This window comes from Planococcus faecalis (assembly GCF_002009235.1).
Lineage (GTDB): Bacteria > Bacillota > Bacilli > Bacillales_A > Planococcaceae > Planococcus > Planococcus kocurii.
Genome location: NZ_CP019401.1, coordinates 2,677,208 through 2,699,899, shown reverse-complemented (window position 1 = coordinate 2,699,899; position 22,692 = coordinate 2,677,208). Strand labels below are relative to the sequence as shown.

The following is a 22,692-nucleotide window of genomic DNA, read 5'->3' as shown; positions in this document are numbered from 1 at the left end:
ACTTGGGGCTAGACACAAATGTTCTCCAATTTGTGGCCGACACAGGGAAGTACTCCCAAGCCAAAGTTCTGCACAACACTTTCAAAAAAGAGTACATATAGTTTTTGTAGGGTACCAAACACCGCATTCGGGCATCGAGGGCAATGAGGCGCTTCCCGTATATGATACTTTTAACGAATAGCAATAATACTTTTTTGACTACTCAACAGACGAAAATAAATTCTCTTCAACAAATCCTCTACTTTAAAGATAGTCCATAAGAACCGAATATTAATACGTTACGTTAAATGATATCCTTTTAAAGGTAAAAAGCATCAAATAAATTCCATTTTAATAAATATTCCTGACTAATTAAAATAGAAGTACGCCTATAGACTAAATATTTTTTCGTTTAATGATGCAAAGTATCTAATTACATTGTATAATGATTAAATATTTAGAAAATAATATCTTTTAACCTACTTTTAACACGGATGTCATAACATTGGAAGTATAACTGGTGCGAAAGAAGGGGTCGTTAGGTTTAATTGCTTAGGTGACTCCAGATTTCAGTAATCCAGCAAGAGAGGTGGAGGGCAGTGAATACTAAGACCATACTTATTACAGGTGGCCACGGATTTATCGGCTCCCATATCATCCAGTATTATTTAGATAAATACCCAGACTACCAAATCATTAATATTGACTACAATACAGAAGCTGGCTGCTTAGAAACTCTCTCAAAACAAGCGACGCGCTACGCATTTCACCGCGTGGATATTCGCAATGCGTATGCCATCAATCATTTGTTTGAGCTTTATGACATAACGGATATTCTCCATTTCGCAGCAGAAACCCGCAGTATGGACTGTGTTGGTGAAATTCGGCTGTATGAACAAACCAATGTTTTGGGAACGATGAACCTATTGTATGCCGCGCAAAATGCTTGGATGCTAGATGCGCATCAGCCTAACCCTAAGTACGCAGCATCTCGTTTGCTTCACTTATCACTGACGGATGCAAAACAAGAGACTTTATATAGCGAAAGCAAAGAAAAGGCCGACAGAATGATCCAGCGGTTCCATGAGCAATGCGGCTTGAATAGCGTTACTACTGCCAGTCCCGAAATCTTCAGTCCTATGCAGCAAGACGACAAACTGACTGCAGGTTACTTTCATCAAGCGTTAGAAGGCAAGCTCGACTCTTCAGAAGAAATGACCCATAAACTGCAGGTTAATGATCTATGCGAAGCAATTGACACGGTTTTTCGTTTGGGAGAAGCTGGCGAGCGGTATGAAATCGGTTCGAATGCGCATGTAGGAGACAAAAGACTTGCTTGGAGCACTACCTCGTTGCTAGAGGATCATTTCCTGGGAAATAACCGAGAGAATGGACAAACCAATAGCGTATTTTCTCTCGAATCACCACATTAACATGTGGCTCGAAAGGTCCGCGCACAACACACCGTTCAGGCAGGACTTATGCATAAGCTTTGATTGGCATAGTAATGAAACAATCTAGGTTTCAATAAATAAAGAAGACATATTAATAGATGAGGTGAAGTTATGAGTACATTCAGTAATGCCCGTTTGTTTAATGTTGAAAAACCAAAACGTCCCATCAAATCAATTGCACTGATTCATAAAAACATGAAGCCGGGTGGGGTAGAAATGCTTGTTGTTCGTATGGTCAAATGGCTCAGTACGAACGGCTACAAAGTGACGTTGTTTCTGTTTAGTAACGGCGGTCCTTTGCTACGCGAACTCGAATCGATTGAAGGCGTTACGATTGTTGTCGATGAAGACGCAAGCAATCCGTCGGTGAACTTATGGCTCGTCACAAAAATGCTGAGCAGGCGATTAGAACAGAAATTCGATTTGGTGTATTCGTTTGGGCCGATGTCGTTCTTGTTATCCTATCTGTTACCGGCGAGTAAGCGCATGTCGGGTGTTTACAATCCGAACAGCTACGCACAAAAAGGCTTGCACGGAACGGTCAAAACACTCAAACTAATCGATCCCAACTACTATCAAAAACTGCTGTTTATGAATCCATCTGTTAAAGAAAAGACCGAACAAGTTATCGGAGAACCGTTGGAAAATGCGATTTTCCCATTGCCTCTGGATTTTTGTGCACCGACGAAAACCTTAGGCAATTTCCATTCGCGTCGCATCATTTCCTTCGGTCAGCTCGCTGAATTTCGCACTTATAATTACTACATGATCGAGATTATGGAAAAGCTTATCCAAATCGACCCAGAATTCACCTACCACATTTACGGAGACGGCCCAGGAGAAGACAGCTTACGCCAGAAAATCAACAACTCCACAGCGCGTGACCACATTTTCATGCACGGCAAGTTTACTTGCGATGACAAAAGACGCGGGTTGCCAAACACGTTTTGCTTTGTCGGGATGGGCGTTTCGTTAATCGAAGCAGCAGGTTGCGGCATTCCGGGAATCACCGCCAAGATCAACGACCAGTTGGGATTAACAGAAGGCTTTCTGCACCAACTGCCACCATACGAAAGCGGCGAATCGTTCTCAGCAGACAGCGAACTGTACAGCGTTCAAGCGCAAATCGAACAATTGCTGTCGAGTGAAACGCGGTATCACAAAGTTTCAAAGCATGACCGTGCCAAAGCCAACGAATTTGAAAGCAATCACGTCATGGAAAAATTCATCAAAGAAGCAGAAGTGGAGAAATACGCCTTCCGGTTACATTAACAAAAAATAGGTATTTCGATTGGGAAATTAAAAAAGTGTATAGTTGTAGCTGTATATAACGTGTTTATCAAAATGTCGCAATAGTTAATGCGTCATTTTGACTAGTAATATCTATACAAAACTACTATAATGGGAATATTAGAGAGAGAGAAGTTCATAGGGCCTATAAAAAAATCAGAAAGTGAGCTGAAGGACTTATGGGGGAATACGAGTCTTATAAAGAAAAAATAGAAAAACGTCACAACAAAGCATTGGTAGAAGTCATTAAAGACCTTTACATCCATGAAGATCTAGGGCCATCGGTAAGCGCCAAACAACTAGGCATACCGCGTCAAGCCTTCATCCATTTTGTGCAACACTACGATTTAAAAAAACTCAAGTTCGGTGAATTTGAAAAAATCGACGATCATATCGAAACTTCAGATTACCCAATAAAATAATCAAACCCCCGCTCTTGCATTTCAAGAGCGGGGTTTTGTGTTGGAAGAGGGAAGGCAACATTTTTTGTGAAAGTCGTGTTCAAAAGTAAAAAAATAGGTAAGAATAGCAAACACAGGGTTCAAAAACAGGAAACACGGATAGAAACAGCAACCGTCTTTGCTCTACCCAAAGAGATCGAAGGCGACATCTAGAACCCCACAAAAACTACAAGCACTCTCTTTTGAAAGTGTTGTGCAGAACCTTGGCTGGCCCCAAGTGAACATGAAACCAGCCTCACGATAAAAGCGTCGGCGCGTGCACCACCGCCGCCAAGCGAATCCAGAATTCACACCCACTACCTAACCCAAACAAAGTAAGTTCGCTGAGTCTCCCCAACACCAGCCAAGGCGCGACAGGGGCTAGGCGAAGCAATAAGACGAGTGCACTTCTCGGCTTATTGCGAGAGCCATGCCCAAGCGTCCGAAGGCGACTAATAGAACGTCTCGAAAACTCCTCCACCAATCCCGAATCTGAACACAAAAAAGCGCCGGCGCGTGCACCACCGCCGCCAAGCGACACCAGAACCCACACCCACTACCCCCACAAAAAAAGTGTGTTCGTTGAAATCCCCCACACCACCAGCCGAGGCGCGACAGGGGCTAGGCGAAGCAATAAGACGAGTGCACTTCTCGGCTTATTGCAAGAGCCAAGCCCAAAGCGCCCGAAGGCGACACCAGAACCGCTCAAAAACTTCATCAACAATCCCAAAACCCATAAAAAAAAGCGCCGGCGCGTGCACCACCGCCGCCAAGCGACACCAGAACCCACACCCACTACCCCCACAAAAAAAGTGTGTTCGTTGAAATCCCCCACACCACCAGCCGAGGCGCGACAGGGGCTAGGCGAAGCAATAAGACGAGTGCACTTCTCGGCTTATTGCAAGAGCCAAGCCCAAAGCGCCCGAAGGCGACACCAGAACCGCTCAAAAACTTCATCAACAATCCCAAAACCCATAAAAAAAAGCGCCGGCGCGTGCACCGCCGCCAAGCGACACCAGAACCCACACCCACTACCCCCACAAAAAAAGTATGTTCGTTGAAATCCCCCACACCACCAGCCGATGCGCGACAGGGGCTAGGCGAAGCAATAAGACGAGTGTACTTCTCGGCTTAGTGCGGGAGCCAAGCCCAAAGCGCCCGAAGGCGACACCAGAACCCCTCGAAAACTCCACCAACAATCCCTTCCACAATCCCCAACAACAAAAAAAGCGCAATCCCACAACAGGACCACGCTCACCAACCTTACATATTCAAATGCGCCTTCAACGTCGACTGAATCTCCGCCAACTCCGCATCATCCATAACATAATACCAAATCCCATTAATCGTCTCGCCCGTGCCATCCTCCACCATCAACTGATCAACCGTACCGATCGCATCGCGGTAATTCGACTGCACATCCATCATCTCATCAAACGTCATATTCGTCCGCACATTATCACCAAGCGCCGTGAAAATATCCTGGTAATTCAACAAGCTATTCACCGAAGCGCCTTTTTTCATAATGCCCTGAATCACTTGCTTCTGACGATTCTGACGACCAAAATCACCTTCAGGATCCTGCTTACGCATGCGTACATACCCCAAAGCCTCTTCGCCATCAAGCGCAATCGTCCCTTTAGCAAACTCATCGAACGCTAACGTGTTGTTCACTTCCACACCGCCAACCGCATCGACAATATCTTGGAAACCTTCCATGTTCACTTGCATCACATAGTCAATCGGAATATCCAACAAGTTCTCAACCGTCGCCATCGACATTTCAATGCCACCAAACGCATACGCGTGGTTAATCTTATCGGTCGTGCCGCGTCCAATAATCTCGGTATACGTATCACGCGGAATCGAGACCATTTTCGTCGATTGGTCTGCGGGGTTGATGGTCATAACCACCATCGTATCCGAACGTCCACGATCATCTTCGCGTTCATCAACACCGAGCAGCAACACCGAAAACGGATCTTGGTCACTCAGGACAACTTCTTGGTCCGTCGTACGCTTGTCGGATGCTTCGCGTTCGATCGGTTCATGAATTTCTTCTAAGGTGTTCGTAAAACTCGTATAAACCGTAAATAAATAAATGCCGAGACCGATTACAATGACACCGAGTATGCCGAATACCCATGGCCATTTTTTCTTTTTGTTTTTCTGTTCTCTTCTGCCCATCAAACGAATCTCCTTTAGTTAGCGATAAAATACGCTTCCAGTTCTTGTGCCCATAATGCAGCGCCTTTGTCATTGGGTAACCCGTCTTGCGTTAAATAGTCTTTCAGTCCAATGTCATCCGTATCTGGCCATGCAGACCAGTGATCAATATACGTATAGCCATTCGTTCCAGCAAATTCACTTAACGCTGTAATCTGTGCCAAATAATAACCGGCACCAAAAATCGGTTGAGCAGGGTGGAGCACGATAGCGGCGTCTGCTACCTCATTCGTAAGTCTCGCGTCAAACGCTCGAATGTGTTCGCGTTCTTGTTCAATCGCGATGCGGTCGTTGTTCATCAACGTCATCGGCTCAAGAAGTACGACGTCATAACCTGCCGAAAGATCCACCGAGGCAAGTGCTTCAGAAGTTCCTTCCATAGAAGTAACCGCCACATCGATAAATTCCCCGTACGCGTCTTCTAACGAAACAGCGAGTCGCTCCGCGTAACCCGGTTCACCAGACTCCAGCGCTGCAGAACCAGCGATAAGGAATTTCAAGCCATCCCCTTGATCGTTTCTGTCAGCAAAAATTTCCTGCAACTGTTCGTCCATGTTGGCAGTCAAACCGTCCACGTTCACAGAATCGACATTTTCTTCCTCGACCTTGTTATCCTTCTTCTTATCTACAGCCGCAGTCTCTTCTACTTCGGGCGTAGCCAGTACATTATCTAGCTTGTCTTGCCACGTGAGGTAGCTAAAAACTAGCGCAATCACACAAATAATAACAGCTAACACAGCTCCAATTTTATACAAGTTCATCTAAATACTCCTTTCAAAAAGCACCAATACGTATCAATTAACATAGCATAAATCATTCTAATAGCCTATTAAACTTTTTGAAATTGGAAGTTCTTTCTACACTCTCCTATGTTATACTATTTTATGTTGTTTATTGAGCAATTATGATAAGAATTTGAAATTTAAAGGAGATAATTACGACATGGAAGAAACCATTAGCTTACAAGACCTGTTTAAAACACTAAAAAAACGGGCTGGATTAATAGCATTGTTAACCATTTTAGCCATTACGATCGCAGGGGTTGTATCGTTCCTAGTGTTAACTCCGATGTATGAGACTTCCACACAAATCTTGGTCAACCAAGAAGCGACGGAAGCTTCCCAACTGACCAACCAAAACATCCAAACAGACCTTCAATTGATCAATACATATTCCGTCATCATCAAAAGTCCGGCCATCTTAGATGAAGTATCCAGTCAACTAGATCTTGATATGTCGGTTGAACAGTTAAACAGCAAAATCACAGTTGCGACTGCGGAAAACTCTCAAGTCGTCAATGTGACCGTACAAGATGAAGACCCGGCACTTGCCGTTGATATTGCCAACACTACGGCAAAAGTGTTTGAAGGCGAGATCAAAGAGTTGATGAACGTTGACAACGTGTCAATATTGTCACCAGCCGTATTAAAAGAAAATCCGTCACCTGTCGCACCGAACCCGATGCTCAACATGGCGATTGCAGCAGTAATCGGCTTGATGCTCGGTGTCGGTATCGCATTCTTACTGGAATATTTGGATACGACGATCAAAGATCAACAAGACATCGAAGACATTTTGGGCGTGCCTATGCTCGGAGTGATTTCACCGATTAAAGAAGAAGCAAAACTAGAACCAATTACTTCAAGAAGAAAGGCGGGGAAGACGAATGGCAAGAAAGAAGAAAGTGCTGCAGGATACCGCGCGTAAACTAATCTCATTTACTACACCACGCTCTTTTGTCTCTGAGCAGTTCCGCACATTGCGAACGAATATCACATTTTCATCACCAGACGCCGATATCCGGACAATGGTTGTTACATCAGCTGCCCCTTCAGAAGGCAAGTCAACCACTTCTGCTAACTTAGCGGTAGTTTATGCACAAGAAGGCAAGAACGTATTATTAGTTGATGGAGATATGAGAAAACCAACAACGCATCATACATTCCATATGGGGAACACCATCGGATTATCGAGTGTCTTAACAAGACAAAGTTCAATTGAAGAAGCCGTGCGCACAACTGTGGTGGATCGACTCGACTTACTGACTTGTGGACCAATTCCTCCAAATCCGGCAGAATTGCTGTCTTCCAAATCGATGGATATGTTAATCCAACAGTTGAAAGAACGTTATGATTTGATTATTTTCGATGCACCGCCCATTTTGTCGGTTACAGACGGACAAATCTTATCGAACAAATGCGATGGGACCATTCTTGTTGTCAGTTCAGGCAATACCGAAAAAGACATGGCACTTAAAGCAAAAGAAGCGATCGTTTCATCAAATAGTCGGTTGATCGGTGCTGTATTAAATAACTTCGAATTACCTAAAGATAGCAACTATTACCAATATTACGGTACGACAGAGTAAAAAGGACTCCCTTTTTACTTTTTTTAAAGCGCTAAAGGAGGAAGAACGGATGATCGACACGCACGCCCATATTCTGCCTGGACTTGATGACGGAGCAGAAACAATGGAACAAACAAAACGACTGCTGGAAAAAGCGGTAGAAGAGCAACTTACCGGCATTATTGCAACGCCGCATGCTTTTCATCCAAATTTCACGACCAATCTCGCGGCTCTAAACAAACAATTAGAGGGGGTCAATAGCTGGATTGCGGAGCAGCAGTTGCCAATTACCATTTACAGTGGACAAGAATGCCGTTTGGGTGAAAAACTTCCTGAAAAACTTGCTGCAAAAGAAGCCTTAACACTAGCGGGGTCGCGCTACGTGTTGTTGGAGTTGCCTTCTTCTGGTATTCCGGCGTACACGGTGCCCATTATTCAACAGTTAATCATGAAAAACTACGTACCGATTATTGCGCATGCCGAGCGTAACCAAGGCATTATCGAAAAACCAGAGCGCTTGAAAAAGCTCTTGCTTCACGGCGCGATGGCACAAGTGACGGCAGGTTCTGTTGCAGGCAGCTTTGGCAAAGCCATTCAACGCACGGCGATGAGCTTGATCGATGCCAATTTGATCCACGTTTACGGCTCTGATGTCCACAGCTTGGACAAACGGCCATTCCTCTTTAACGAAGGCCTCGATTATTTAGAGAAAAAGCAACAGCACGACATGGTGGATATTTTCCTGGAAAACAACGAACGCATCTTGTTGGATGAACATTTCCATGTATTAGAGCCGGAAGACATCTCTAAAGGAAAATGGTGGAACATATTTACTTAATAACTAACAAAAAAGTATTATTTTGTTTGAAAAATCCTTTCATTTCCATTTAATCGTGTGTTAGAATGAGGGAAGATTTTTACCCAGTTAAGTAAAAAGTACTGGATTTTGAAAGGAATGACCCCTCATGTCACTGAAAAACCGTGTTTCGTTATTACTAATCGTGGACTCGATTATTGTCTTTTTCTCTATTTTTGTCGGTTATTATGTGCTGTATCCTTATGACCATGTGTTGCAAAACCATTTCTTGTTAGCGAGTGCATTAACGATTTTTGTCGCGCATCACGCGCTGGCGATGTACTACGGCTTGTACCGAAAAGTGTGGGAATACGCGTCCATCGGTGAATTGGCGTCTATTTTCAAGGCGGTTACGTGGTCAATCGTAGTTATTGGACTCGTCCAATTGGTTTACAGAGGCGACGTGTTGTTCCGTGCCTTACTCATTACGTGGATGCTGCATTTGCTGCTAATCGGTGGATCGCGTTTGTCTTGGCGGTTATTCAGAGACAACAAGATGAACCCGAAAACGTCAGACTTGAAACGCACCTTAATCGTTGGTGCCGGAAAAGCAGGCAGCTTAGTATCCCGTCAATTACTGGCCAATCCTGAAAACGGCTTGTTGCCCGTCCTGTACGTAGATGATGACAAAAACAAGCAAGGCTTGGATATTTACGGTGTCCGTGTGGTGCACGGCAATACAAAAAACATTGCCGACATCGCTGTCGACAACAAAATTGACACCATCATTATCGCCATTCCGTCACTCGGCAAGCAAGAAACCGCCGAACTGATTCAAACGTGCATGGACTCAGGTGTTCGTACGCAAACCATTCCACTGATTGAAGACATCATGACTGGCAAAGTGTCGGTAACAGATATTCAAGACGTCAAAATTGAAGACTTGTTAGGTCGAGATGAAGTCAAACTGGATATGGACAAAATCGCGGGTCAACTGACGAGTAAAACCATTTTAGTCACAGGCGCGGGTGGTTCCATCGGTTCTGAAATCTCCCGTCAAATCGCGCGTTTTGGACCAAAGAAACTCCTGCTTCTCGGACACGGCGAAAACTCGATTTACTTGATCGACATGGAACTGCGTCAAACCGTAGCACCGGACACGGAGATCATACCGATTATCGCGGACGTCCAAGACCGCGAGCGCATTTTAGACATTATGAATACATACAAACCGGATGTGGTGTACCACGCAGCGGCACATAAACACGTGCCGTTGATGGAAAGCAATCCAATGGAAGCAGTTAAAAACAATGTCTACGGCACGAAAAACGTTGCAGAAGCCGCGCATATGAGCGGTGTTGGCAATTTCGTTATGGTGTCGACAGACAAAGCCGTCAACCCACCGAATGTGATGGGCGCGACAAAGCGCTTTGCTGAAATGATTGTGCAAAACTTAGCAAAACGTAGTGATACGAAATTTGCGGCTGTACGCTTTGGTAATGTACTCGGCTCCCGCGGCTCGGTCATTCCACTGTTTAAAAAACAAATCGCAGCAGGTGGTCCAGTAACCGTAACCGACCCACGCATGACCCGTTATTTCATGACGATTCCAGAAGCATCACGATTGGTGATTCAAGCAGGTACGCTCGCTGAAGGTGGCGAAGTGTTTGTCCTCGATATGGGCGAGCCGGTGAAAATTGTAGATCTTGCACAAAACTTGATCCGCTTGTCGGGTTATGCAGAAGGCGAAATTGGCATTAACTTTTCTGGGATTCGTCCGGGAGAGAAATTGTTTGAGGAATTGTTGAATGATAACGAGATTCAGACAGAGCAAGTGTTTCCGAAGATTTATATCGGGAAAGCGAATCCGGTTGGTGAGGGTGAGTTGACTTATTTGTTGGAGAAGTTGCCTGAGATGCGGAATGATGAGGTTAAGGATGTGTTGGTTTCTTTAGCAAATAGAAAGAATATCGACTTGAAAGATAAAGAACTGCTTAATGTCAGCAATTAAGCTAGCGTGGATATTAGCAGGATAAGGAAGGATGCAAGAAAAATGGCAGAAAGAATTTTACTTTCATCCCCTCATATGAGCGATGAAGGCTTTGAACAGGAATTTGTAAAAGAAGCATTCGACACCAATTGGATTGCGCCACTTGGATCAAACGTCAATGGCTTTGAAGAGGAGTTAGCAGCGAAGGTTGGTTCGAAAGCCGCAGCTGCGTTATCTTCTGGTACGGCAGCGATTCATCTTGCGCTAATTGCGGCCGGAGTGAAAAAAGACGATATTGTTTTTTGTTCAACGTTAACATTCTCTGCAACAGCAAATCCAATCATTTATCAAAATGCCATTCCAGTATTTATCGACAGTGATTACGAAACATGGAACATGTCTCCAAAAGCATTAGAAGAAGCTTTTGAAAAATACCCACAAGTGAAAGCTGTACTATTAGTTCATCTTTATGGGTTATCAGCAGACATGGACAAAATTGTAGCGCTTTGTAAAAAATACAATGTTGCATTGATTGAAGATGCAGCAGAATCTTTAGGAACTTATTATAAAGGCCAGCATACAGGAACTTTCGGGGATTATGGAATCTTCTCGTTTAATGGCAATAAGATTATCACCACTTCAGGTGGAGGTATGCTTGTTTCTAACAACGAAGAGCGCATTGCAAAGGCTAGATTTTGGGCGACTCAATCTAGAGATCAAGCTAGACATTACCAGCACAGTGAACTAGGTTTCAACTATCGCATGAGTAATGTAGTTGCTGGAATCGGTAGAGGTCAACTGAAAGTCTTAGACGATCGAGTGGCGAAGAAAAATTACATCTATAATTTTTACAAAGACCACTTGAACGATCTTGAAGGCGTAGAATTCATGCCAAATAATGAATGGGACCAACCCAACCATTGGTTAAGTGCTATGACGTTGACTGGAAAGGTTCGTCCAATTGAAGTGATGGAAGCGTTAGAAAAAGAAAACATTGAGTCTCGTCCGGTTTGGAAGCCGATGCATTTGCAGCCTTATTTTGAGAAGTATGATTACGTAGGGGCAGATGTTTCTAAGAAGTTGTTTGAGAATGGAATTTGTTTGCCGAGTGATTCGAAGATTACGGATGAGCAGCTGGGTAGAGTTGTAGAGATTATTCGAGGGTTGTGGGAATAGAAATGGAAATGGAAGATTCAAAAAGAGGATTATATAGACAATTTTTAAAAAGACCAATAGATTTGTTACTGTCTTTGATTGCAATTATAGCTCTTAGTCCAGTTTTTTTAGTTGTGGGTATTCTAGTTAGAACTAAACTTGGAAGCCCTATTTTATTTAAGCAGGCTCGTCCAGGCCTGAATGAGAAGTTATTTTTGATGTATAAATTTAGGACAATGACTGATAGGAAAGATGAAAAAGGCGAATTGCTGTCAGATAGTGAGAGAATTACTGGTTTCGGAAAATTCTTGAGATCCACTTCGTTAGACGAATTGCCAAGTCTCTTCAATATTCTAAAAGGTGACATGTCAATTGTGGGACCGCGCCCATTGTTGGTCCGATATTTACCTTATTATCGTATCGAAGAAAGAAAGAGAAGTCATGTTAGACCCGGAATTACTGGATTAGCACAAATTAACGGAAGAAATGCATTGACTTGGGATGAGCGCTTTAAAGTAGATGTTAGTTATGCAAAAAAAATGTCCTTTTTGTTAGATTTTAAAATAATTATTGGTACCATTCTCGTCGTATTTCAAAGGAAAGATATTTTAGTCGGAACTGAACATATACTTAAAGATCTAGATATCGAGAGAAAAGAGGAATTCAGTAATGAAATTATCAAATAAAGATATAGAAATTAGATTAATGAATACTAAAGATCTTAGTGATAACAAAAATGTTATTATTGAATTACTTGAAGATAACATGAAGCTCAATTTCCCTACTTTAAGACAATTTACCGATTATGCTATTAAAGGATTTTCGGACATGGTTAAGTATAAAAAAAATGACACTGCCATACTGGTAGGAGCTTTTAATGAGAATGGACTTGTTGGTTTTATTTGGGCTCATAAAAGAGAATTATTTGGAGAAAAGAGATTACATATTGGACATATTATCGTTAACACACAAATTAGATCGAAAGGCGTGGGCTCTAGATTAATTTCTTTTTTAGAAAACTTTTCTGAATCTGAAAATATAATGAAGATTGAATTGAACACAACAATTAGCAATGAAAATACTATGAAATTTTATAAATCTAAAGGGTACAGTACTGTGCGTGTACAATTTGAAAAAGAATTGGGTGGAACTAGTGATTATTGATAAAGTAGCTACCAATCAAGAAAATTATAGAAAAAATGAATATTATTATAATAGTGCACGTGATGGAATGTTTGATTTGTTTAACAATATGATAAATGAAGGCATGATTAACACTTTGTTTTTACCTGGATATATTGGATGGTCACCTAAAGAAGGAAGTGGAATCTTCGACCCCGTTAATAATCTAGAAGGTCTTTCTATACAATATTATAAGATGACTTCTGATTTGAATATCGATGTGAATGATTTGTCTAGTAAAATCAAGGAAGTAGATCACGGAAAAAGTGCAGTTCTTCTTGTAAACTATTTCGGTTTTGTTGATCCAGGACTAAATGAAATTGTAAATATAGTACGTGAATTTTCGGGATTGATAATCGAAGATAACGCACATGGATTTTTCACATATCATCATACTCTAGAGAAGTTTTCTGATGCAACGTTTTTTTCATTGCATAAAATGTTTCCTTTCAATAACGGTGGCAGTTTATTAATAAATAATAATAAATTAAAGTCATTACCATTTGCAGGGGAAAGAACAAGAGACATTGCAGGAGACCCATTCGAATATGATATAACAAATATTGCAAAGAAAAGAAAAGACAATTATTTAAAATTAGAAAAAATAATCATGGATAATAACACAGAGGAATATTTTTTGCCATTAAAAAAAGAATTAGGGGAAAACACAATTCCTCAAACTTTTCCTATTGTTATCAGTAAAGGAAATAGAGATAAAGTATACCAATTAATGAATGACTCAGGTTATGGGGTTGTTAGTCTTTATCATACTTTGATTGAACCACTCAGAGGATCTGAATACAAGGAAAGTTTAGAACTTTCTAGACGTATTATGAACTTACCTGTACACCAAGATGTCGATAGTGATAAATATCTAGAGATGGTTGAACTATTAATAGAATTGTGTTTGAGAACTAATGAATAGTTTTTAATGAAAGGAGAATTCTATTTTCAAAATGCTATCAATTATAGACTTTCAAGATAATCAAAAGTGGGACGAAGTTGTAAAAAGCTTTGAAAATTATGAAGTAAATTATTTAAATGGATATGTAAATGCATTTTATAGACAAGGCGATGGAGAGCCACTCTTAGTTTATTATAACGATAATGAAACGAGAGCAATAAATGTTATTATGAAACGCGATATATCAAAAATAGAAGATTTAACTAATAAAATACCAGCTAACACCTGGTTCGATCTTTCTACACCTTATGGGTATGGTGGATTTTTAATTGAAGGTAAGAATTATGAAAAAGTTAATAAAGCTTACGAAAAGTACTGTAAAGAAGAAGGATTCATTTGTGAATTTGTTAGATTTCATTTAATTAATGAATACCATTTAAAATACAATGGCGAAATTGAAACTAATACTCGAAATGTAGTAAGGGATCTAGAAGTACCTCTGGATTTGATGTTTATGGATTTTGAGCATAAAGTTAGAAAAAGTATAAAAAAAGCCAATAAGGCTGAGTTGGAAATAGAAGTTGATTTAGATGGTAAAAGATTAAATGAATTTTTGTCGATTTACTATGGAACAATGGATAGATCAAATGCTAATAAAACATTCTATTACCCAAAAGAGTTTTTTGAAAATCTTAATAAAATGGAAAACAATTTTGTATATCTACATGTTTGGTATCAAAAAAAAATAATCTCTACTGAGTTAGTTATATTTGGCAGTGAAAATTGTTACTCATTCTTAGGTGGTACTGATAGAGAATATTTCCATCTGAGTGCAAATAACTATTTAAAATATGAAATCATTAAATGGGCAAAAGAAAAAGGACTTAAACGCTTCATTCTCGGAGGAGGATATGGCGCTGATGATGGCATTTTTAAATATAAAAAAAGTTTTGCACCTAATGGAGTATGTAGTTTTTATGTGGGGAAAAAAGTTTTTAACGAAGAAAAATATAATGAACTAGTTCAAATGCGTAATGAAGATATGGGATTTGAAAGTGATAATTTATTTTTTCCAAAATACCGAGCATAAATCAGTTAATAAGTTAGATTTAGGGAGCCTTGATAATGAAAATATTATACGTAACAACAGTATCAGATACCATGGGTTTTTTTATTTCACACATTAAAATGTTAATAGAAGAAGGGCATACTGTAGATATGGCTTGTAATATAGGAAAGCCATTACCTACAGAACTACTCAATTTAGGATGTAAAGCTTATAATATAGAATTTCAACGCTCCCCTTTTAAAAATGAAAATCTAAAAGCTTATAAAAAACTTAAAGCTCTTTTGTTTGAAAAAGAATATGATATAGTACATACTCATACCCCTATTGCCTCGGTATTCACAAGAAGAGCTTGTAAAAGAATAAAAAATGTAAAAGTCATTTATACAGCACATGGCTTTCATTTTTATAAGAATGGACCAATTTTAAATTGGTTAATTTACTTTCCGATAGAAAAGTGGTTGGCAAAATATACTGATATTCTTGTTACGATAAATCAAGAAGACTATAAAAGATCTATTCAACACTTTAGAGCGAAAAAACTACAGTATATTCCTGGGGTTGGTATAAATAAAAGAAATTTCATTAAAGTTAAAAATAATCAAATGATTAGTGAAAAAGAACTTAACTTACCAAGAGAAGCATTTGTACTCCTTTCCATAGGAGAGCTAAATAAAAATAAAAACCATGAAACAGTAATTAAAGCATTAGCACAAATAAAAAATCCTAATATTTATTATTTAATCTGCGGAGCTGGTCCTCTGGAAAGTCATTTGAATAATTTAATAACAAATTTAAATTTAAAAAGTCAAATCAAGCTATTAGGTTTTAAACAAGAAATAGCCGATTTTTATAATTTAGCTGATGTTTTCATATTTCCATCTTATAGAGAAGGATTATCAGTTGCCTTAATGGAAGCAATGTCATCTAGATTGCCTGTAATTTGTTCTAATATAAGAGGTAATGTAGATTTAATTGACAATGATAAAGGTGGTTACTTAGTGGAACCTGAGGATGTTCAAGGGTTTTCAAATGCAATAAAAAATCTATATCAATCAGTAGAATTGAGAGAAGCATTTAGTGTTTATAACTTCGAGAAAATTGATGAATATACTATAGAAAAAGTATTGAAAAAAATAAAAGAACTATATTGAATTATGCGTATTGATTAGTATAATCATCCAAATAAATATGAAAAAAGATGCCTTTTCTGTAGGCTGTGAGCGCGAACCAAAAACTACAGTAAGAAGTGTCTCGGCATCAAGCTTCATGTCAGCTATATACAGGATACTTGTGTGCTGCGTAGTATGGTGGAAATCCCCGGATTAGTACACAATGGAACGATCAGTGAAGAATTGACCAACCGGTGGTTTAACCTGATGCAGGATTGAGTGTATTTCAACATTAAGCGCATTGATTAGTTCTTATCGAATTCGTCATGTAGATGAAAAAATATCAAACTGTCGACCGTTCAATCACTCCAACCCCTGCCAGAAAATGGGCTAGTGTCACCTGTGAGTTCACCTGCTAGTTAATCAACCCAATTAATAGAAAGTTATATGAGGAGTTTAAAAATTTAAAAAGGTGGGTTAAGAAATTTTGAAAAAAAAAATATTGCATCTACTTAATACATCTTCATATTCTGGTGCAGAAAATGTTGCGATAACAATTATTAATAATACAAGCGACGATTTCGATAGCAGTTATGCTTCTCTAAAGGGATCAATTAAAAACGACTTATACCAGAATAGAATTAAATTTTTACCCGTACAATCAATGTCAATATTGGAAATTCGACGAATAGTAAAAGAATACAAACCAGATATAGTTCATGCTCATGATTTTACAACAAGCATTATAGCGGCACTATCAGGAATTAGTGTTCCCATAATTTCTCATCTTCATAACAATTCTCCTTGGATAAAAACTTATCATCCTTATTCATTTATTTATCTTTTTTCAACACTAAGATATAAGAAAATCTTAGGAGTTTCAAAATCAGTTTTTGAGGAGTATGTATTTGGTAAGAAAATAAGAAAAAAATCACTAGTAGTCTTTAATCCTCTCAATATAAAAGAAGTTATTTTGAAGGCTGAAAAAGCTACTGAAACAAAAGCTTTTGATATTATTTTCTTAGGGAGATTAGCAGAGGCAAAAAATCCTTTAAGATTTATAAACATAATTAAAAAAGTGTCACTTGAGTATCCGAACATAAAAGTTGCGATTATTGGCGATGGCAACTTAAAATTTGATTGTCAAAAGAAGATAAAAGAAATTGGCTTAACTGAAAATATTGAAATGCTAGGTTTCTTAAGTAATCCATATGGGATAGTTAAAAACTCTAGAATATTGTGTATGACTTCTAAATGGGAAGGTTTTGGATTAGTTGCGGTGGAGGCGCTGGCTTTAGGTTTACCAGTTGTAGCTAGCGGAGTAGGGGGCCTTCCGGATATATTAGATAATCACTGTGGTTTACTTGCTTCAAATGATGAAGAATTTGTTTGTGAGTTATTGACCCTATTAAGCGATGAACAATATCACAATGGAAAATCTGAAGCTGCTTTAGAAAGATCAAGGGAATTATCTAATATTGAAGAATACATTTCTAGAATTAAAAAGATATATAATGGTTGAAATATGAGATTAATTTATAGTTCTAATGACAGGCATAATATATAGATAAGTGGTGAATTAAATTTGTGGTTTTATATACTTTTATTTTCTTTTTGCATATTTCTATTGATTTTAAATAATTTTATAAAAATGAATCATAAAAAAATTTTTGAGATTACAAGCCTAATTATTCTTTGTTTAATTTCAGGAACTCGATATTACTTAGGTGGCTCGGACTATTATATCTATGAGACAGTATTTAATGGACTCCCTACTTTAAAAGATTTTATTATAAATTTTGCTCATATACATAATTATTATCCCACATACGGTTTTGAATCAGGCTACCTTTTTATCAATAGTTTAATTAAAACGTTGGGATTAAATTTTTTCGGGTTCACCCTTATAAATTCCATATTCTTTTATACTTGTCTTTACATTGGGTTTAAAAAATATTCGTTTAATTTCAATTTGCTTATTATCGTATTTTTATACAAAGTATTCTTTTATAATACATTTATAAGTATGAGACAATCAATTACTTTAGCTATCTTTTTCTTAGCTATAAAATATATTGAAGAAAAAAAATTGTAAAATATTTCTCAATGAGTTTTTTTGCTATTTTATTTCACAATGCTGCTATAATAATGCTGCCTATCTACTTTATAAACAATTTAAATTTGACAAAAAGAAAGCTAATTTTAGCTAATATTATATTTATACCAACAATTTTGATTAGTTTCTTTAATATATCAGTAATGCAAATATTTGATTTTCTTTTACCGCTTTTCGAAAACCCCGTAGCAAGTGCTAAAGCTGAGAATCTATTAACAAGTGATTCGGAATCGTCCATAGGAATATTTCACACACTTGAATATTTTCTTATAATGCTTTTTATTATCATTAATTTTGAAAAAGTAGTTAAGGTTGATAAACATTCAATGATAATACTAAAGTTATTTTTAATTTTACTTCCAATATTCACATTATTTAGCGGTTATGGGATAATGACAAGATTAAAAGACTATTTCATTCTTACATATCCTATAGTCCTTGGATATTTATGTCTAATTGATAAAGGGAAATATCGCAATATTGTTCAGATTTCTACGATATTGATTTGTGGTTTCGGATTTATTAGATTTATTTTGTTGTTCGATGGTGGAGCAATGATTCCTTATGAAAGTTATTTGTTTAAAGGGTATAGTATTTTTAGTAAAAACTAGGAGGTGATATCTTAATCTTAATATTACAGGCTTATCACAATTATATAATTCAGCATCAGAAATGGTAATAATGAATTTAAATTACTAATGAGTTAGGATATAAAAAAGTACGGTATTCCAGTTTATAGAGCTTGTATGAGATTAAGAAAATAGCAACCTATATGCAAGAATTTTTTTATCCAATTGATAGGAGAATGAAATGTGGAAATAACTATATTTACCCCCACTTATAATAGGGCATATACATTACTGAGATTATATAATTCTTTAAAAGCACAAACAAATAAAAATTTTATTTGGTTAATAGTTGACGATGGATCTACAGATAATTCGAAAGAGTTAATCGAAAATTGGATTAACCACAAATTTATTGAAATAGTATATTATAAGCAAAAAAATCAAGGGAAGTCAATGGCCCACAACAAAGGTGTAAATTTAACACGAACAGAATTATTTACATGTGTTGATTCAGATGATTATTTAGAAGAACGAGCTGTTGAATATATATTAAATAAATGGAATTCTCAAAAAAGTTCAAAGCTTACAGGAATATTAGCATATAAAGGGTTACCAGAGAATAAAACTTTAACTTCAATGGACAACGTAGCTATAAAATCTTCAACTTTAAATTTAGCTTATAGTAGATATGGATTAAAGGGCGATACTATGCTGATTTTTAGAAAAGATATTTTGTCAAAATATAAATTCCCCCAATTTTCTGATGAAAAATTTGTGCCAGAAGCCTATTTATACGATTTAGTCGATCAAGAAGGTGAACTTCTGTTTCTTAGAGAAGTACTATATTACTGTGAATACTTAGAAGATGGATATACAAATAATATGGCGAAATTATTAGCGGATAATCCAAAGGGATATTTAGCATATATTAAACAAAGATTAATTTTCGATAGGACAATAAAGAGTAAAATTACCAATACGATAAGATATATAGGAATGTGTATATGTGCGGGGGAAAAAAAATATATTCAAAATTCTGTTTACCCTAAAATCACTTTTATATTAATGCCAGTAGGTTATATTTTTTTTTATAAAAAGTACAAAAATATCAATACTTGATTTTGGATAATTGTAATGGTTGAAAATCTATAAAGCATCGAGGATTAAAATGAAGAAAACAGTTTTACTTTTAATGGGAATTTCAATTATATCTGGAGTTTTCGGATTTCTTAGAGATGTTGTTTTAGCATACTTTTACGGAGCTTCAAATATTAGTGATGCTTTCTTAATAGCTTTTACAATACCGACTGCCATATTTGGAATAATAGGAACTGGAATATCGACTGGTTACATTCCGATATATAATCAAATTGAAATTAGAAAAGAAGAAGGAGCAACAAATAAATTTACAAATAATATATTAAATATTTTATTTGTCTTAATTACTTTTATAATATTTCTTGGGTTATCATATACTGAATTTTTAGTTAAGATTTTCGCTTCGGGTTTCGAAGGAGAAACACTTGATTTAACAGTAAAGTTAACCGGAATTAGCTTGTTTGCTATTTACTTCTCTTGCCTAGTAGCTCTTTTTACTCCTTATTTACAAGTCAAAGGGAGTTATTTTATCCCAGCCATAAGTGGTTTTCCGATGAATTTATTCTTGATTTTATTTATTATTCTAAGTTATAATTCGAATTTAACTATGCTCTCACTTGGTATAGTGATAGCGCTTGCCTCACAATTCTTTATATATATTCCTGCTTTATATAAAAAGGGTTTTAAGTATAAGTATATTTTTAATTTAAAAGATCCAGATACCAAAAAAATGGCGTATTTAGCTCTTCCTGCAATACTAGGAGCATCAGTTAATCAGATAAATTCTATAGTAGATATTACTATGGCTTCAAATTTAATATCAGGTGGCATTTCTTCATTAACATATTCCTCTCGAATTACTGCATTCGTGCAGGGGATATTTGTCGCTTCACTCGCTACGGTTATATTTCCAATTATCTCTAAAATGGCAGCTAACAATGAGTTGTTGAAATTGAAAAAAACAGTTTCTAAAGCTCTTATCATAATTAGTGCATTAGTGATTCCTGGTGCTGTAGGGATAATGATACTTGCAGAACCAATTGTAGAATTAATCTATGGTCGAGGAGCATTTGATAGTTTGGCTTTAAGCATGACTTCTTCAGCTTTATTTTTTTATGCAATGGGGATGATAGGCTTCGGTTTTCGGGAAATCTTATCAAAAGTATTTTACTCTCTCCAAGATACAAAAACACCTGTAATTAATGCTTCTATAGCTGTAGTAATTAATATAATATTAAATATTATATTGTCAAAATATATGGGGTTAAGTGGCCTTGCTTTAGCTACCAGCTTATCTTCGATAATATGTTCACTGCTATTATATAAAAGTTTAACAAAAAAAATAGGATATTTAGAAGTCAAGTACATATATATATCCTTTGTAAAAATCTTAGCAGCGTCCATTTTAATGGGGGTGGCCGTGAAGGTAACTTATTTTTTTCTGGTTTCTATATCAGGATTAATTTTATCTTTAGTTTTTTCGGTAATTATAGGTTTAGTGGTGTATGTGATAATAATTTACTTCTTGAAAATAAGAGATATTGATGCTTTTGTATTACCTTTTAAAAAAAGAACCAAATCATATCTAAAAGATAAGAGATTCTAAGTTGCTTTTTATAAAATTATAATTATACAGATGCGACTGAAAATGTTAATTCCTAAATTATAAGTAGATCCAAAGATGAGAGAGAAAAAGCAATAACACCTACGTTTGGACGAGGAAAAAGATTTCTGCCAATTACAATAGCAATACCGAAAGAAATATTGCCAACCGTGTATAAGCCAACGATTCAATCCATTATAGAAGAAGCGATTGCTTCTGGTATAGAAGATATCATTATTGTGAACGGTAAAGATAAACATACGATTGAAGACTATTTTGATCATGCCTTTAAATTGGAAGACACATTGATGAAAAAAAGGGGAAATGGAAATGTTAGACTCTATCTTAGAGACATCTAAAGTAGAAAATCATTTTGTCCGCCAGAAGTAGCCGCTTGGCTTGGGTCATGCCATTTGGTCAGCGCGCAAGTTTGTCGGCAACGAGCTTTTCGCTGTGCTGTTAGGCGATGACATCATTGAAAATGAGGAGCCGTGTTTGGCTCAGTTAATGGATTAGCATGAAGGGATCGGCAAGAATGTCATTGGTGTTCAGCAAATTGCTGAAAGCGACACTGACCGCTATGGCATTATCGATCCTGTTTCTGTGGACGGCAAATTAATTAAAGTGAACAAGTTTATGGAGAAACCGGCAGCAGGAACAGCGTCATCCAATTATGCCATCATGGGCTGTTATATCCTGACACTGGAAATCATCAAATACTTAGGAGAGCATCAGTTAGGCGCAGGTGGAGAGATCCAATTGACCGATGCCATACAGAAGCTGAACGATGTCCAATCGTTTTATGTTTGTGACTTTGACGGGCTACGATTTGATTTGGGTGAGAAGTTTGGTTTCATCGAAACGATGATTGAGTTTACTTTGAAGCGGCCTGAGTTGAGAAAGCAACTATTAGAGTTATTTGAACGAAAATTAAGTGAGTCTTATACAATAAAGTTATAGCTTTAAAATTTTAAGGAGTAATGCACTTTATCCGATGAATTTAAGGGGCAGCGATGTGAGATGTATAAAAGGAAATGATTTTAAGTGTCATATTAGGACTTACTGTGGATACACCTATATGGATTAAGTATTTAAGTGAAAATGGAGCAGATCATATCGTAGTATTGAATTATGATCACATGGGAGAGCCAGAAAAGAACAACGAAGTACTTTATCTATCTCCATTTGATGTGAAAATCGAAATGAACAAGTTTGACTCAGTGGAATTTTATAAATCTTTGTATGGTTATCCGGGTATGGGAGGCAATATGTCTTCTTTATATAAAAGTAAGAAAGATGATGTTGAAGATTAATTTAGAAATGGTGTAACCATTAAGTAAAATTGAATACGTTGAAAGGGAGCGC

19 protein-coding genes and 2 pseudogenes are annotated in these 22,692 nt (G+C 37.4%); 19 read left to right on the top strand and 2 right to left on the bottom strand.

The annotated features are described in order from the left end of the window. Positions 1–578: 578 nt before the first annotated feature. The 3 genes from AJGP001_RS13505 (at position 579) to AJGP001_RS13495 (ending at position 3,145) form a co-directional block, all read left to right on the top strand. Positions 579–1,412: a GDP-mannose 4,6-dehydratase gene (locus AJGP001_RS13505; RefSeq protein WP_071154221.1), complete on the top strand. Its 834-nt coding sequence runs from the start codon at positions 579–581 to the stop codon at positions 1,410–1,412. A 132-nt stretch (positions 1,413–1,544) separates the two neighbouring features. Beyond that, positions 1,545–2,705 carry a glycosyltransferase gene (locus AJGP001_RS13500; protein ID WP_078080651.1) on the top strand — a complete coding sequence of 387 codons (1,161 nt, stop codon included), beginning with the start codon at positions 1,545–1,547 and terminating at the stop codon, positions 2,703–2,705. 197 nt (positions 2,706–2,902) lie between these two features. Further along, positions 2,903–3,145 carry a hypothetical protein gene (locus tag AJGP001_RS13495; protein WP_071154222.1) on the top strand — a complete coding sequence of 81 codons (243 nt, stop codon included), beginning with the start codon at positions 2,903–2,905 and terminating at the stop codon, positions 3,143–3,145. Between the two features lie 1,281 nt (positions 3,146–4,426). Here the strand turns inward: AJGP001_RS13495 and tagU are convergent. Continuing rightward, on the bottom strand, positions 4,427–5,350 hold the full coding sequence (gene tagU, locus AJGP001_RS13485; RefSeq protein ID WP_071154224.1) for a polyisoprenyl-teichoic acid--peptidoglycan teichoic acid transferase TagU: 924 nt from the start codon (positions 5,348–5,350) through the stop codon (positions 4,427–4,429). 14 nt (positions 5,351–5,364) lie between these two features. Continuing rightward, entirely contained in the window at positions 5,365–6,150 is a 786-nt protein-coding gene (locus tag AJGP001_RS13480; protein ID WP_071154225.1) for an SGNH/GDSL hydrolase family protein, read from the bottom strand. Between the two features lie 181 nt (positions 6,151–6,331). Between AJGP001_RS13480 and AJGP001_RS13475 the strand changes: the two genes are divergently transcribed. From AJGP001_RS13475 to AJGP001_RS13395, 16 genes and pseudogenes are all read left to right on the top strand, one after another. Further along, on the top strand, positions 6,332–7,096 hold the full coding sequence (locus tag AJGP001_RS13475; RefSeq protein ID WP_071154226.1) for a YveK family protein: 765 nt from the start codon (positions 6,332–6,334) through the stop codon (positions 7,094–7,096). Then, on the top strand, positions 7,056–7,757 hold the full coding sequence (locus AJGP001_RS13470) for a CpsD/CapB family tyrosine-protein kinase (RefSeq protein ID WP_071154227.1): 702 nt from the start codon (positions 7,056–7,058) through the stop codon (positions 7,755–7,757). The genes AJGP001_RS13475 and AJGP001_RS13470 overlap by 41 nt, the downstream gene beginning before the upstream one ends. Before the next feature lie 49 nt (positions 7,758–7,806). After that, entirely contained in the window at positions 7,807–8,574 is a 768-nt protein-coding gene (locus AJGP001_RS13465) for a tyrosine-protein phosphatase (protein WP_071154228.1), read from the top strand. 127 nt (positions 8,575–8,701) lie between these two features. After that, on the top strand, positions 8,702–10,543 hold the full coding sequence (locus AJGP001_RS13460) for a polysaccharide biosynthesis protein (protein ID WP_071154229.1): 1,842 nt from the start codon (positions 8,702–8,704) through the stop codon (positions 10,541–10,543). A gap of 42 nt (positions 10,544–10,585) precedes the next feature. Then, a complete protein-coding gene (locus tag AJGP001_RS13455) occupies positions 10,586–11,698 on the top strand; it encodes a DegT/DnrJ/EryC1/StrS family aminotransferase (protein WP_071154230.1) in 1,113 nt (370 codons plus the stop codon). An 8-nt stretch (positions 11,699–11,706) separates the two neighbouring features. Next, on the top strand, positions 11,707–12,363 hold the full coding sequence (locus AJGP001_RS13450; RefSeq protein ID WP_071154263.1) for a sugar transferase: 657 nt from the start codon (positions 11,707–11,709) through the stop codon (positions 12,361–12,363). Next, the gene (locus AJGP001_RS13445) at positions 12,347–12,841 is read left to right on the top strand and encodes a GNAT family N-acetyltransferase (RefSeq protein WP_071154231.1); all 495 of its coding nucleotides are present in this window, start codon (positions 12,347–12,349) and stop codon (positions 12,839–12,841) included. The genes AJGP001_RS13450 and AJGP001_RS13445 overlap by 17 nt, the downstream gene beginning before the upstream one ends. Next, complete coding sequence (locus tag AJGP001_RS13440) at positions 12,831–13,784, top strand: DegT/DnrJ/EryC1/StrS family aminotransferase (protein ID WP_071154232.1); 954 nt, start codon at positions 12,831–12,833, stop codon at positions 13,782–13,784. Before AJGP001_RS13445 ends, AJGP001_RS13440 begins: the two co-directional genes overlap by 11 nt. Before the next feature lie 31 nt (positions 13,785–13,815). Then, the gene (locus AJGP001_RS13435; protein WP_078080649.1) at positions 13,816–14,853 is read left to right on the top strand and encodes a GNAT family N-acetyltransferase; all 1,038 of its coding nucleotides are present in this window, start codon (positions 13,816–13,818) and stop codon (positions 14,851–14,853) included. 35 nt (positions 14,854–14,888) lie between these two features. Next, positions 14,889–15,983 (top strand): glycosyltransferase family 4 protein, encoded by a 1,095-nt coding sequence (locus tag AJGP001_RS13430; protein ID WP_078080648.1) that lies wholly within the window; start codon positions 14,889–14,891, stop codon positions 15,981–15,983. Positions 15,984–16,428: 445 nt separating this feature from the next. After that, entirely contained in the window at positions 16,429–17,463 is a 1,035-nt protein-coding gene (locus AJGP001_RS13425; RefSeq protein ID WP_078080647.1) for a glycosyltransferase, read from the top strand. 129 nt (positions 17,464–17,592) lie between these two features. After that, positions 17,593–18,668, top strand: a pseudogene (locus AJGP001_RS17790) (EpsG family protein). 201 nt (positions 18,669–18,869) lie between these two features. Further along, positions 18,870–19,745, top strand: coding sequence for a glycosyltransferase family 2 protein (locus AJGP001_RS13410; RefSeq protein ID WP_071154238.1), 876 nt, complete (start codon positions 18,870–18,872; stop codon positions 19,743–19,745). 49 nt (positions 19,746–19,794) lie between these two features. Then, positions 19,795–21,330 (top strand): murein biosynthesis integral membrane protein MurJ, encoded by a 1,536-nt coding sequence (murJ, locus tag AJGP001_RS13405; RefSeq protein WP_071154239.1) that lies wholly within the window; start codon positions 19,795–19,797, stop codon positions 21,328–21,330. Positions 21,331–21,389: 59 nt separating this feature from the next. Beyond that, positions 21,390–22,287: pseudogene (locus AJGP001_RS13400) on the top strand (UTP--glucose-1-phosphate uridylyltransferase). 74 nt (positions 22,288–22,361) lie between these two features. Beyond that, positions 22,362–22,640, top strand: coding sequence for a hypothetical protein (locus tag AJGP001_RS13395; protein ID WP_071154240.1), 279 nt, complete (start codon positions 22,362–22,364; stop codon positions 22,638–22,640). The last annotated feature ends 52 nt before the right edge of the window (positions 22,641–22,692 follow it).